Genomic DNA, 13,307 nt, shown 5'->3' with positions numbered 1-13,307 from the left:
TGCGCCTCCAAACCGCCCCAACAGAAACGGGCCCCGCCCATGATCAAGCTCATACTCTCGGACATGGACGGCACGCTGCTCCCCTTTGGCGCCGTCACCGTCAGTCAGCGCACGCATGAGGCCGTCCTCGCCGCTCAACAGGCAGGCATCCACTTTGGGCCCGCAAGCGGCCGAGACCGCGCCGCGCTTCTCCCCGCCTTTTACGGAGACCAGAGGTGCGTCTCCACGGGAATTATGGCCAACGGCAAGCAGGTGTTTCTCAACGGCGAGCTCATCTTGCGCAGGTCGCTTCCCCAGGACGCCGTGATGCGCCTGGGCGAGGCGCTTCTTCCCTTTGAGGGCAGCTTTGCCCTGGCAAGCGTGATCTCGGAGGACCCCTTCTCGTCCGCCACCAGCTATGCGCTGGGCGTCGCCGCAGGTGACGAGACCGCCCGCGCCAACATCGCCGGCGCCCGGCAGGCCATCACCCCCGCAGGGGAGCTCCCCTCAGACGGGGCCGTCATCTCCGCCGGCATCTTTGTGGACACGCGCTTCAACGCCATCGATGACCTGCGGCGCATTGCAGAAAGCACATGTCCTGACCTGGCCTTCCCCCAGCCGGCGCCCTTCTTCCTGGACGTCATCGAGCGCGGCTGGACCAAGGCAAGCGCGTTGCCGGCCCTCCTCGACGCCATGGGCATCACGCCGGAGGAGGTCGCCTACTTCGGGGACTCCGAGAACGACCTCACCATGCTCGAGGCCATCCCCAACTCCTACGCCGTGGCCAACGCATCGCCCGAGGCAAGGGGTGCCGCCCGTCAACACATTGGGCCCTGCGAGGAGGACGCCGTGGCTCAGTTCATCGAGGACCTCCTGGCCTAGGCCGGCCCAGCCAGGCCGGATCCAGCTCAGGCCCCACGCACCCCGTTCCGCACTAAAAAGGGCGGCGAGAAGACCTCTCTTCTCGCCGCCCAAGTCAGTCAGATCAGGGTCACAAGCCCCGCCTCTTAGAAGTCCGCGTTGCCCACGGTGCGCGGATGCGGCAGGACGTCGCGGATGTTGTCCACGCCCGTGAGGTACATGACCAGGCGCTCGAAGCCCAGGCCAAAGCCGGCGTGCTTGCAGCCGCCATAACGGCGCAGGTCAAGGTAGTACTTGTACTGCTCCGGGTCCATGCCCAGCTCCTTGATGCGCCCCTCCAGCACGTCCAGGCGCTCCTCGCGCTGGGAGCCGCCAATGATCTCTCCGATGCCGGGCACCAGGCAGTCGGCCGCGGCGACGGTCTTGCCGTCGTCGTTCAGGCGCATGTAGAAGGCCTTGATGGCCGCCGGGTAGTCGGTCACAAAGGTCGGGCGCTTGAAGTGCTCCTCGGTGAGGAAACGCTCGTGCTCGGTCTGCAGGTCGCAGCCCCAGCTCACCGGGTACTCAAACTCCTTGCCCGCGGTCTGGGCCTCCTCGAGGATCTTCACGGCCTCGGTGTAGGTCACGCGCGCAAAGTCGCTGCTCGCCACGTGATGCAGGCGCTCGATGAGACCCTTGTCCACGAACTTGTTGAAGAACTCCATCTCGTCGGGGCACTTGTCCATGACGTAGTTGATGGCGTACTTGAGCATGTCCTCGGCGCACTCCATGTCGCCCTCGAGGTCGCAGAAGGCAAGCTCCGGCTCGACCATCCAGAACTCCGCGGCGTGACGGCGCGTGTTGGAGTTCTCGGCGCGGAAGGTGGGGCCGAAGGTGTAGACGTCGCCAAAGGAGAGGGCAAAGTTCTCGGCCTGGAGCTGGCCGGAGACGGTGAGGTTGGTGGGCTTGCCAAAGAAGTCCTGGCTGTAGTCGACGCGCCCGTCCTTGGTCTTGGGCAGGTTGTCCAGGTCGAGCGTGGTCACGCGGAACATCTCGCCAGCGCCCTCGGCGTCGGAGGCCGTGATGATCGGCGTGTTGACGTACACAAAGCCGCGCTCCTGGAAGAACTGGTGGATGGCGAAGGCGGCCACGCTGCGCACGCGAAAGACGGCGCGGAAGAGGTTGGTACGGCTGCGCAGGTGCTGCTGGGTGCGCAGGAACTCGCGGGTCTGACGCTTCTTCTGCATGGGGTAGTCGGGGGCGGAGGCACCCTCCACCACGTAGGACTTGGCCTGCAGCTCAAACGGCTGCGGACGGTCGGGCGTGAGCTCGAGCACGCCCTCGAAGGAGAGCGCCGCTCCCACGGACTGCGCGATGACGTCGTCGTAGACGGCGTCGCCGAGGTTCTCGCGATTGACGACTACCTGCAGGTCCTTGAAGCAGCTGCCGTCGTTGAGCGTGACGAAGCCGAAGTTCTTCATGTCGCGGATGGAACGGACCCATCCGGCGACGGTGACGGTCTGGCCGCCGAGCTCGGTGGCGTCGGCGTACAGGCTGGCGATGGTCTTGCGGTCCATGGGACTTCTCCCTTGCAGACAAACGGCCGCCCGCCCGCGCAAAGCGCGCGCCCGCGCGGCCAAACCCACTGTTCAACCTGTTAACTGTACCGCAAGCGGCAACACGCGGCCAAACCCGGTCGTGACCAACTGGCAAACGGTCGGGCATCGTACCGCGGAAGCCCCAGCCAACCCGCTAGAATTGCCTCGACACAGGCACGCGACAGATCGTGCGGTGGCAACCACGCGCCCCCGCGCCTCGAAAGGAGCCCCATGGAAGACTACAAGCGCGAGTTCATTGACTTCATGGTCGAGAGCAACGTCCTCAAGTTTGGCGAGTTTACGCTCAAGAGCGGCCGTAAGTCCCCGTTCTTCATGAACGCTGGCGCCTACGTCACCGGCTACCAGCTCAAGAAGCTCGGCGAGTTCTACGCCCGCGCCATCCACGACAACTTTGGCACGGACTTTGACGTCCTCTTCGGGCCCGCCTACAAGGGCATCCCCCTGTCCGTGGTCACCGCCGTCGCCTTCCACGACCTCTACGACAAGGAGGTCAAGTACTGCTCCGACCGCAAGGAGGCCAAGGACCACGGCGCCGACAAGGGCAACCTGCTGGGCTACCAGCTGACCGATGGCGACCGCGTGGTCATGGTCGAGGACGTCACCACCTCCGGCAAGTCCATCGACGAGACCTACCCCAAGGTCATGGCGGCGGCAGACGTCGAGGTCAAGGGCCTCATCGTCAGCCTCAACCGCATGGAGGTCGGCAAGGGCGGCAAGGTGACCGCCCAGCAGGAGATCCAGGAGAAGTACGGCTTCCCGGTGGCCTCCATCGTCTCCATGGAGGAGGTCGTCGAGGCGCTTGACGGAAGCCTCATCACGCCCGAGCTGCACGCCGCCATCGACGAGTACTACGCGCAGTACGGCGTGAAGTAGGCGAGAAGGGCGTTCTTCTCGTTCAGCCTGTAAGGCACGGCCCCGCGGGTTTCTCCTCGGCTCAGTCCTCGCCGCAAAGGGCGCGGCTGCGGAAGTCGCCGATGAGAAACCCGCGGGGCCTTTCAGGTTGGAGGGGCACGTTCCTCCAGGTCAAGCGTCCCAACGAACCTGTTCTGCCTACAAAAGTAGTTAGGCCCCGCTGGCTGCGAGCAGCCAGCGGGGCCATTTCTTTAGTGGCTAAAGAACCAGGGCAAGAGGGCTTACTGCTCCTGGGTGGCGTAGTCGATCTTGGAGCGGCGGGCGGTTGCCTTCTCCCAGTCGCTGGTTCCCTCGAAGACGTCCTGCTTGTAGGGGTTGCGGCCGAGCTTCTTGGCGCGGTAGGCAATGAAGACGATCGCGGCCACGTTTGCCACCAGGGCCAGGATGGAGACCACGAGAGCGGACGTGGGGTTGAGGGTGGAGTGCGTCACAAAGATGCTCTCCTCCTGGAAGTACGGGAAGACCTGGGCAAACATGCACCAGATGGCCAGCGTGAAGGCGCGGTTCTGAATCCAGCCGCCCTTGTTCCAGCAGAAGGCCGCCACGGTCGGGGCCAGCAGCAGGGCAAAGCCGCAGAACCAGGAGTGGGTGGGCAGGCAGTTGTAGGTGTAGCAGAAGTTCCAGATGTCATAGGCAATGATGTAGACCCAGGTCATGTCGGGCCACAGCATGTCGCTCTGGTCCTCGGAGGCGTAGACGCTCCACCAGCCGGTCATGCAGAAGATGTTGATGATGCCGGCAATGCCGTTGAACACGTTGTTCCAGCCAGCGAGCTGAATGGCGCCCTCGGAGGTCACCCACGTGGTCTCGCCCAGGGCAAAGAAGTGGTAGGCGCTCTCAAAGTCGGAGACGACGGCGATCATGATGTTGATGGCCACGATGAGGAACGGGTAGGCGCGGAACCAGCGGGCCTTGCCGATCTTGCCCCACTGGTACTTGATGGCGATGAAGCCCCAGCAGCCGGCCAGCGCCGCGTACACCTTGGCGTAGTGGAACCAGCTGTTCTGGTAGATGTGGGTGGGGTTGGTGAGCGCCCACTCCTGGCCGTTGGCCACGCCAAAGGCAATGGCGGCGCAGTAGATGGTCATGGCAAGCGGGGCCACGCCAAAGATGATGGCCGCGCCGACCTTGGTCCTGCGGCCGACCTCGTTGAGGACGATGAGCCCCACAAAGACCATGGCCCAGCCGAGCCAGTGCGTGAGGGTGTTGGAACCCCAGACGTCAAACAGCATGCTTCGTACCCTCTCTCCTTGCTTGCGACTGCTGGCTCCCCCACCAGCACCAATGAACCCGTACCATCATATTTGTGAAGAGAATGTGATGCAAGCATGAATTTGACGTGACGTCAAAAAGCGCCCGGCGAGAAGTGCGTGCTTCTCGCCGGGCGGCGTTGCTACCTGTACGTCACGCGGACGGTGGGCGGCTTGCCGTTCATGGCGTTGGAGTTGGCAATGGAGTACAGGTAGTGGTGCATGCAGCGCCTCATGGCCTTGACCGCCGTGGCGCTCTCCGCATCCTGCATCTGGCCCGTCGTCAGCGTGGTAGTGAGGTTGACGTCGGTCCCCGCGTAGAACGCCTGGTTCTTGTTGGTGTAGTCGTAGAGCGACCAGTCGGACACCACGTGCCCCTCAAAGCCCCACTCGTCGCGCAGCAACTCCGTGCAGAGCGCCTTGCTGCCGCCGGCCCACGTGGAGCCAACGTAGTTGTAGGAGCTCATCACCGCGATGGCGGCGCTCATGCCACGGGTCTTGCGCTCGCCCGTCTGGTCGTCCAGGTAGTCGATGCTGCCCCGGGCGTTCTTGACCACGATCTCAAAGGGCCTGGCGTAAATCTCCCTGATGGCCTGCTCGCTTGCCCACGTCAGCAGGTGCGCGCTGCGGTTGGTGTCCTGGTCGTTCAGGCAGAAGTGCTTCATCTGCGCGTAGATCCCGCGCGAGAAGACCGCCTCTACCATGGCCGTGCCCAGCGCGCCGGCAAGCAGCGGGTCCTCCGAGTAGTACTCGAAGTCGCGTCCGCCAAAGGGGCTGCGGTGCGTGTTCATGGCCGGCGCGTGCCAGCCGTTCATGCCCGTGACCAGCATCTCGTCGGCCATGGCCTCGCCCATCCTGCGCACGAGGTCGCGGTCCCAGCTCTGCGCCACGGCATACTCGCTCGGGAACCCGCAGTGCCCGCCATCGTCGACGAAGATGCCAATGCCCGCCGGGCCATCGCCCTCAAAGGTCCTGGGCTTGCCCACCGAGTCAACGGAGTCGGTGCCGTGGTTATGGTTGTTCAGGATGATGGTCATCACGTTGGTGCCGAGCTGGTCCAGCAGCTTCTCCCACAGCGGGTCGTCCATGGGACGTCCGCGCAGGTCAGAGAGGCTGATGCCGTTCTTCTCGCGCGTGAGGGGCATCTCGTCGGAGGGGTCTACGTGCTCCGCGACGTCGTACTCCTTGAGCACAAGGCCCACCGAGGCAGCCGTCTTGTCCCGCGCCGGCGCCGGGAAGGTGCCCGCAAAGTCGGCGCGACTCAGCTGCGTGACGTAGGCGTCCATGTAGTCCGTCACGTCGTCAAAGCGGTTCTTGACGGGATTGCCCGTGGCGGAGTCCGTCTGGAAGCGCTTCTCGCCAAGGGAGAGCTCGCGCTGGTCGATGACGGTGTGGGAGTCGCTCCTCAGGCTGATGGCGTAGCTTCCCGCGTCAAGCACCCAGCAGCCGGCAGACACGTCCCAGCTGGCAAGGTCGCGCTCGCAGCAGCGCAGCTCCAGCTCGGCCGCCTCGCCGGGCTCCAGCTCGTCGGTCTTGGCAAACGCCACCAGGACGGCCGCGCTCTTCTCCACGCCCTGCCTCGCGGGCGCCGTGGCATAGAGCTCGGCCACGTCACGGCCCGCGACCTGGCCCTCGTTGGTCACGCGCACCTTGGCGAGAAGGTCCTCCCCCTCGTGCGTCACGTCCAGGAGCTCCCTCTTGAAGCTCGTGTACGAGAGGCCGAAGCCAAACGGGAAGGTCACCGCCGCGTCGTAGTCAAAGCCCGGGTAGTTGCCCGCCGCGGCCTCTGCCGCCGCGGTCTCGTAGTAGCGGTAGCCAACGTAGATGCCCTCGGCGTACTCCACAAAGTGGGCGCCCGAGCCAATTGAGGTGTAGTAGTCGGTCACGTCCGTGTAGGTGTTGTCGCCAAAGTTGTTGAAGCTCGGCGTGGCCGAGAGGTCGGCCGCCCACAGGTCGCACGTGCGCCCAGAGGGGTTGACCTCGCCAGCAAGGGCGCGCGCCACGGCACAGAGGCCACTCTCGCCCGGAAAGCCAATCTCCAGGATGGCGTCCGCCTCGCACGGGCCGCCCGGCTCCACGAGGGGCCCCACCTCCATGGTGGTGGCCACGTTGAGCAGCACCACGAGCTTCTGGCAGCGGGCCTTGACCTCGGCCAGAAGCTCCAGCTCCTCCGCGCAGAGCTCGAGCTGGTGCTGGCCCGGCACGTAGTTTGTCGTCTCGTCGTTGGGCAGGAAGGTCTGCGAGACCCCCGACTCAAGGCTGCCCAGCAGGTCCTGGCTGAGGTCGGCGCCCTCGCCCGAGGGACGGCCGATCACCACCACGCCGACGGTGCCCTCCATGCTCTGGCGCACGTCCTGCGGGTATGCCGACCAGGGAATCTCGCCGAGGTAGTACGAGACGGTCTCCGGCGCGTCGAGCGTGCCGATGGCCGCGCGCGGGCGGTTGGGCGCCTCCGCCGCCAGGAAGTCAAAGGCCGCATCGTTGACGGAAAGCCCGGCCGCCACGCATGCGCTGCGCAGGTCGACGGCGTGCGTGAGGTCAATGAACGCCGCACCCGTGCCGTCGTAGACGGGGTCCGCCGCGCCGCGCCCCAGAAGCGAGACGCGCGCCCCCGAGGCCAGTGGCAGCGTGCCGCCCTCGTTGCGCAGCAGCACGATGCCGCCCGCCTCGACCTCCTCGGCAACGGCCTCGGCAGCGACGCGCGCCTCCTCCACGCTCGCGTACGCAGGCTGGTAGAAGGAGGCGTCCCACCCGGAGGTGTCGCCAATCTCCTCGATGGAGGCCACCTCGGTGGCCCCGTCCTTCTCGTCTGTGGCGGGCTCGCCGGCGCTGCAGCCGGCCGCTCCCGCAATGGCACCGAGCCCCGCAAGCGCGAGCGCTTCTCGCCTGGTGACGCTTCTTCCCATGAAACCCCTCCTTGTAACGGTTGGTTCCATGATGGGGGCAAGAATGGCCTCGGTCGCGTGCCCGGCACGAGGTGCACCAGGCCGAGCCCGACCTGCCGCCGCGCCGGCCAAGCGCCTGGGAATCACACTCCCCGTACGGCCATGACGTCACCCAGGCTCGCACCGAACTCTCGCGCGTAGAGCTCGCACTTGACCATGAAAAGGAAGAAGGTCCTCGCGTTGCCCACCCGCCGGCCACGAAGCGTCTCGAAGTTGGCGAGTCCCTTCGAGACCACGACGTCCGTCGCGACCAGCACCTGGCGAGCCTCGCCCGAGAGAAGCCTCTCGCACGTCCCCGCCACGTCATTGCCGTTTGAGACCACGCGAGCCACCTCGCCCAACCCCACCTGCGCGGCGTCCGCAAGGGTGACGTCGCCGGAGACCCGCCCGTCTCGCACGATGACCGTGGCCTCACACACTGGGTTCGACCTCTTGACCGCCCTCAGCAGCATCTTGTCCAGCACGACCTCGCCGCAGTTGTCGGCAAGAAGCACCGCGCTTCTGGCCTCGAGAAGAGCCTCCGAGAGCGCCGAGAAGGGGTCGCCTTGCCCCTCGTCGGCGCCAGCCCTCTCGAGAAAGCGGGCCAGCACGTCCTCCTCGACGCTCTCTTGGACGCTGAAGTCGACGTAATTGCCGCAGGCGGCAAGACGGGCAGCCAGGGCTACGGGGTCTTTCGCGGCCACCACCTTGCGCCAAAGGTCGTCCTCCCAGCCCATGACGAGCTCGTTCAGCCGGAGCTTCTCCTCTGTTCGGTCCTCCTCGACCCCAAATTGCTCCCTCAGGAGGCCGTCTAGCTTGTGGCCGATTTCCGGCGCAGTCAGCTCGCGAGAGCCCTCGGATATGGCCGAGAGCGCCCGGCGCATATACGCGGAGCGCAGCTCCCAGGGGGCGTCCCCAGGCGCTGCGCTCAGATACTGCCTGCACAGGCAGGCGATGCAATCAGGCCCCAGCTCCTTGGCGTAGAGCTGGCTCGACTTGGCCGAAGCGGCCACTAGGCCAGCCCCTCGGCCACGACGGCGCACAGGATGGCCCCGCCGTCAGGATTTGCCGCGGCGCGCTCGCCAAGCCACTTGGCGCGGCCGACCGAGGCCTGGATGCCAGAGGTGGCCTCGGCGGCCTCGCGGGCCTTGGCAGCGGCGGCACCCATCGCAACGCCAAGCTCGTCACCTGCGGCGACGCGCTCCTCGAGGACGTCCGCCATGGGATAGAGGGCGTCCAGGATGGTCTTGTCGCCCAGCTTGGCGCCGCCGCGGGCGGCGATGGCGTCAGCGAAGGTCCTGGGGATGGCGACGACGTCGGCCTTCTCGACCTCGTTCTTGCCCTTGAACGCCTTGCCCACGGCCATGATGCCGCTGGAGACGAGGGTTCCCATCGTGGAGGGAGCCTCGCGGTTGCAAGCCATGGCGGCCATGGCAAGCATCTTGCCCATGTCGTCGCCCTCGAAGGCCTCTGCGGAGGCCTTGGTCGCCGCCAGGCCAAGCGCGACGCTCATTCCCAGATCGCCGTCGCCGGAACGGCCGTCCAGCTCGTTGAGCTCGTCCTTGTGAGCCTCGATGATGTCGCTGACGCGGGCGATGAGGGCCTTTGCGTCATTGATGCCATAGGACATGCTGTTATCTCCTTATCACCAGGTGTTCCCCAGAGCCCGCAGCTTCCTAGAACCGCATGAAGGGCGTGGAGGCGGGCGCGTTCAGATACTCGGAGAAGTCGTCCTCCATCTTGAGGAAGGAGAGCGATGCGCCGGCCATCTCCATCGAGGTGCCGTAGCGCCCCACGAAGACGCGGCTCACGTCAATGCCGGCCTGGTCAAGCAGCTGCTTTACGTCGGCATAGAGGACGTAGAGCTCCTCCTCGCACGTGGCTCCGAGTGAGTTGACGAGCACGGCAATCTTGTCGCCAGCGGCAAGCCCCTGGTCAGCGACGAGCCTCGGAACAAGGTAGGCGGCAAGCTCGGCGGAGGTCATCTTGCCGGCGCGCTCGACGCCGGGCTCGCCGTGGATGCCCATGCCGAGCTCGGTCTCGTCCTCGCCGATCTGGAAGACCGTGGTCTTCTCGCCGGGAATCTGGCAGGAGCTCGTCGCAAAGCCGAAGGTGGAGACGTTCTCGGTCACGCGACGGGCGAAGTCGGCGACCTCGTCCAGGGAGTGGCCCTGCTCCACGTAGGCGCCCACGAGCTTGTAGGCGAAGAAGATGCCGCTCACGCCGCGGCGCTCCTGCCAGCGCTCGCGCGGGAGGGAGGCGACGTCGTCGGAGCACTTGACCACGCGCGTCTGGATGTCGTCAAACTCAAGCAGCTCGGAGGCCATGTCGAAGTTCATGGAGTCGCCCATGTAGTTGCCAAAGAGGAACAGGACGCCCGCGCCGCGGTCGGCCTGCCTGGCACACTCGACGATGGCCTCGGCACTCGGGGAGGTGAAGACGTTGCCCACGGCGCAGCCATCGCACATGCCCTGGCCCACGTAGCCCAGAAACACCGGAAGGTGCCCGTAGCCGCCACCGGTCACGATGGCGACCTTGCCGTCGCCCTTGGCCTGGCCGGCGCGCACCACGCTGCGTCGGGAGGTCTCGCAAAGTGCGAGGTCGTTCGGGTTGGCGGCCACGATGCCGGCGAGGCTCTGGTCGACGAAGCCGGAAGCCTCGTTCATGATCTTGCTCATCAAACGCCCCTTTACTCAAGATTCGCGTGAAGCGGGAAGCCCTTGTTGATGTCAAAGCCCCTTGCGGCGGCCATAGGAACGACCATGGCGTCAGAGAGGAGAAGGACGGCGTGCTCGAAGCTGGAGCCGCCGGCCATGACCGTGCGCTCGCTGGCGTCGAAGTCGCCCTTGTCCGTGAAGGTGGGGACGCTGACGACGACGTCGCTGAGCTCGGCCAGGGGCGAGTCCTCGGAGATGGTGATGCAGGCGACGCGGCCGCCGAGGTCGCGGGCCTTTCTCGCCACGTTGAGGACACAGGAGGTGGTACCGGAGCCAGAGGCGCAAATCAGCAGGTCGCCCTCGTGGAACGCCGGCGTCGTGGTGTCCCCCACCACGTAGCTCGCGTACCCCATGTGCATGAGCCTCATGGCCATGCACCTCATCATGAGCAGCGACCTTCCCGCGGCGCAGCAGTACACGTGCGGCGCCTCATCGATGAGGGCGATGAGCTCCTGGAGCCTCTCCCCGCTCACGCCCTCGAGGATGCCGGCCAGCTGACGCGCTCCCAGCGCGGCGATCTGGTTGACCGCCATCTCCGTTGACTCGCTCATGTTCGACCTCCTAGTGGCTTGCGTTGTAGGCGTCGAGAATCTCGCGCATCTGGCGCGCGACCTCGCCGGGCTTCTCGGCGTTGAAGATGGCGCCGCCGGAGATGATGTCCTGTGCCTCGCTCTCGACGGCAGCCTTGAAGGTGGAGAGCTTGATGCCGCCGGCAATGGCCTTGGGGGTGGAGACGCCAGAGAGGCGCTTCAGCTCCTCGACGGGGTCGGCGCCGGTGGCCTGGCGGTCAAAGCCAACGTGGCAGCAGAGGTAGTCCGGACCCATGGGGGCAACCTGAGCGGCGCGCTCCTCCATGTTCTTGACGTTGCACATGTCCGCAAGGACCATGACGTCGTTCGCGTGGGCAAGCTCGATGGCGGCGCGAAGGGTGGCGTCATCGGAGGCGCACAGGACGCTGAACATGTCGCAGCCGGCCTGGATGCACGACTTGGGAACCTCGCCGCCGCCGTCCATGACCTTGATGTCGGCAAAGACGGTCTTGGTGGGATAGGCGTCCTTGATGGTGCGGACGGCGCGGGCGCCCTCGGCAACCATGAGCGGGGTGCCCACCTCGATGATGTCGACGTACTCGCCAACCTGCTCGAGGATCCTCATTGCGTCCTCGATGGTAAAGAGGTCCAGGGCGACCTGGAACTTCTTGTCTGCCATGCTCTCCTCCTTTTGCGCGCAGCGGACGGCACGGCCGTTTTTGCCAAGGCTTTCGCCAGCCATCGCGCCGAGCGCATGGCCATGCCGTCCGTTGCTTTTGAACCGATTGGAAAAAGGCGTCTGAACGTTTGCTAGGCGACGATGCCAAACAGGCCGCAGACCAGGCCAAGCGCCATGATGCCCAGGATGATCCACAGGACATTGACGTTCTTCTTCAGGAGCTTGAAGCAGCCGAGCGTGATGAGCATGGGGATGAGCCCCTTGAACATCGCGTCGAGGTAGGTCTGGACCATGATGGGGTCAGAGCCCGCGACCGGAATGGTCAGGGCCACGTTGAAGGCCACGTTCGACGCCGTCATGGCTCCGATCATGAGCAGGCCGAGGATGCCGGCGGCCTTGGTGACCACGCCCATCAGACCGGACTCAGAGACCTTCGAGATGAAGGAGGTACCGAGCTTGAAGCCCAGGACCTGGCAGCCCCAGCGCACGATCCAAGAGGGAATGTTGTAGATCAGCAGGAAGGCAATGGCGCCCAAGGGGCTGCCGGTGGCGGCCAGGCCAATGCCGATGCCGGCGGCGATGATGCGCAAGACGCCCCAGAAGAAGGCGTCGCCGACGCCGGACAGGGGTCCCATGAGGGACGCCTTGACGGCCTGGATGTTGCTCACGTCGAAGTTCTCGTCCTCGGCGGCGTCGCGCTCCATGGCGGCGCAGATGCCGGAGACGACGGGGTGCACGTTCAGGGTGATGTTGTACCAGGAGGTGTAGCGGCTCATGGCCTCGGCGCGCTTCTTCTGGTCGGCGTAATAGCGGTTGAGCGCGGGCTCCATGGTGAAGAGCATGCCGCCGGCCGCCGCCTGGGCCTGGCCCGCCCACAGGGCATAGAGACAGTTGGTGCGCAGGAACATGCTCTTGAGCATCTTGCGGTCCTCAGCGGGCAGGTCCTTGGTGCTGAGGTTGATCTTCACGTCGCTTTCCGGCTTGGTGGCCAGGGTCTTCTCGTCACTCATGCGAAGAAGTCCTCCTCCTCGTCAGCGGCCACGGTGCCAGCGGCGATCGAGGCCTTCTCCTTCTTCATGGCATCCAGGTCGTTCATGACCACCAGGGTCACGATGACGGCGCCAAACGCGGCAACGCCGACGGTGCCAAGGCCCATGTAGGCAACCAGGATGAAGCCCAGGAACCAGTAGATGGCAATCTTGTTGTTCCAGAGCATCTTCATGAGCATTGCCATGCCAACAGCGGGAAGCAGGCTTCCGCTTGCGGTAAGGCCGGCGATGACCTGGTCGGGAATCTGGTTCATGACGACGCTCATGGGCTCGGCGCCAAGCAGGACGCCCAGGAAGGTCGGAACGGCAACGATGAAGTGCTTGATGCCGCCGCCGACAAACCAGACGAGGTTGACCTTCTTCGGATCACCCGTGGCAGCGGCCTTCTCGATGAGGGGGGCGGCCAGGGAAGAGATAGAGAGGTGGATGACCGAGTAGACCAGGCCGCCGAGCAGGCCGATGGGGACGGCCAGGGCGACCGCGGTGCCCTGCTCCATGCCCATGGTGGAGACAAAGGCCACCGCCAGGACCGTTGCGGTAACGGGCTCGGCGGTAACGGATCCGCCCACGTCCACCATTCCGAGGAAGACGGCCTCCAGCGCGGCGCCGACGAGCACGCCCGTCTGGACGTCGCCCAGGAAGAGGCCGGCGATGAGGCCTGCAACGAGCGGGCGCTCGGTCAGCGCCTGGCCCAGCAGGTTGTTGCTCCACTTGGCCACGAATGCGGCGAGAAGAGCCATTGTCGCTGTGTACAGCATTTCTTGATACCCTCCGTTCCTTGTTGCGTTCTTGATACGTGCCAGGGAGC

12 protein-coding genes are annotated in these 13,307 nt (G+C 65.4%); 2 read left to right on the top strand and 10 right to left on the bottom strand.

Annotated features, from left to right (window positions below; translation table 11 throughout):
- Positions 1-39: 39 nt before the first annotated feature.
- Positions 40-861, top strand: a complete 822-nt coding sequence (locus DXV50_RS00125; RefSeq protein WP_117204224.1) for an HAD family hydrolase — start codon at positions 40-42, stop codon at positions 859-861.
- 125 nt (positions 862-986) lie between these two features.
- Here the strand turns inward: DXV50_RS00125 and asnS are convergent, their stop codons facing one another.
- Positions 987-2,396: an asparagine--tRNA ligase gene (gene asnS / locus DXV50_RS00120; protein ID WP_117204223.1), complete on the bottom strand. Its 1,410-nt coding sequence runs from the start codon at positions 2,394-2,396 to the stop codon at positions 987-989.
- A gap of 252 nt (positions 2,397-2,648) precedes the next feature.
- Here asnS and pyrE point away from each other — a divergent pair, with 252 nt between their 5' ends.
- Positions 2,649-3,311 (top strand): orotate phosphoribosyltransferase, encoded by a 663-nt coding sequence (pyrE, locus tag DXV50_RS00115; RefSeq protein WP_117204222.1) that lies wholly within the window; start codon positions 2,649-2,651, stop codon positions 3,309-3,311.
- A gap of 260 nt (positions 3,312-3,571) precedes the next feature.
- On the opposite strand, the gene DXV50_RS00110 is transcribed toward pyrE, so the two are convergent.
- The 9 genes from DXV50_RS00110 to DXV50_RS00070 all read right to left on the bottom strand — a co-directional run bounded on the left by DXV50_RS00110 (position 3,572) and on the right by DXV50_RS00070 (position 13,257).
- On the bottom strand, positions 3,572-4,582 hold the full coding sequence (locus DXV50_RS00110; RefSeq protein WP_117204221.1) for a DUF5692 family protein: 1,011 nt from the start codon (positions 4,580-4,582) through the stop codon (positions 3,572-3,574).
- 161 nt (positions 4,583-4,743) lie between these two features.
- Positions 4,744-7,506 carry a glycoside hydrolase family 3 protein gene (locus tag DXV50_RS00105; protein WP_198666355.1) on the bottom strand — a complete coding sequence of 921 codons (2,763 nt, stop codon included), beginning with the start codon at positions 7,504-7,506 and terminating at the stop codon, positions 4,744-4,746.
- A 122-nt stretch (positions 7,507-7,628) separates the two neighbouring features.
- Positions 7,629-8,537 carry a damage-control phosphatase ARMT1 family protein gene (locus tag DXV50_RS00100; RefSeq protein ID WP_117204219.1) on the bottom strand — a complete coding sequence of 303 codons (909 nt, stop codon included), beginning with the start codon at positions 8,535-8,537 and terminating at the stop codon, positions 7,629-7,631.
- On the bottom strand, positions 8,537-9,154 hold the full coding sequence (locus DXV50_RS00095) for a DAK2 domain-containing protein (protein ID WP_117204218.1): 618 nt from the start codon (positions 9,152-9,154) through the stop codon (positions 8,537-8,539). Before DXV50_RS00095 ends, DXV50_RS00100 begins: the two co-directional genes overlap by 1 nt.
- Positions 9,155-9,200: 46 nt before the next feature.
- Positions 9,201-10,202: a dihydroxyacetone kinase subunit DhaK gene (locus tag DXV50_RS00090; RefSeq protein WP_117204217.1), complete on the bottom strand. Its 1,002-nt coding sequence runs from the start codon at positions 10,200-10,202 to the stop codon at positions 9,201-9,203.
- Positions 10,203-10,213: 11 nt separating this feature from the next.
- On the bottom strand, positions 10,214-10,792 hold the full coding sequence (gene hxlB / locus DXV50_RS00085) for a 6-phospho-3-hexuloisomerase (protein WP_117204216.1): 579 nt from the start codon (positions 10,790-10,792) through the stop codon (positions 10,214-10,216).
- A gap of 10 nt (positions 10,793-10,802) precedes the next feature.
- Complete coding sequence (hxlA, locus tag DXV50_RS00080; RefSeq protein ID WP_117205917.1) at positions 10,803-11,450, bottom strand: 3-hexulose-6-phosphate synthase; 648 nt, start codon at positions 11,448-11,450, stop codon at positions 10,803-10,805.
- 131 nt (positions 11,451-11,581) lie between these two features.
- A complete protein-coding gene (locus DXV50_RS00075) occupies positions 11,582-12,460 on the bottom strand; it encodes a PTS system mannose/fructose/sorbose family transporter subunit IID (RefSeq protein WP_117204215.1) in 879 nt (292 codons plus the stop codon).
- A complete protein-coding gene (locus DXV50_RS00070; RefSeq protein ID WP_117204214.1) occupies positions 12,457-13,257 on the bottom strand; it encodes a PTS mannose/fructose/sorbose/N-acetylgalactosamine transporter subunit IIC in 801 nt (266 codons plus the stop codon). Before DXV50_RS00070 ends, DXV50_RS00075 begins: the two co-directional genes overlap by 4 nt.
- Positions 13,258-13,307 lie beyond the last annotated feature (50 nt).

Origin of the sequence: Paratractidigestivibacter faecalis, assembly GCF_003416765.1 — a bacterium.
Classification (GTDB): Bacteria; Actinomycetota; Coriobacteriia; order Coriobacteriales; family Atopobiaceae; genus Paratractidigestivibacter; species Paratractidigestivibacter faecalis.
Note: the sequence above shows the minus strand (reverse complement) of the source record. Positions and strands in the feature narration are given on the sequence as shown.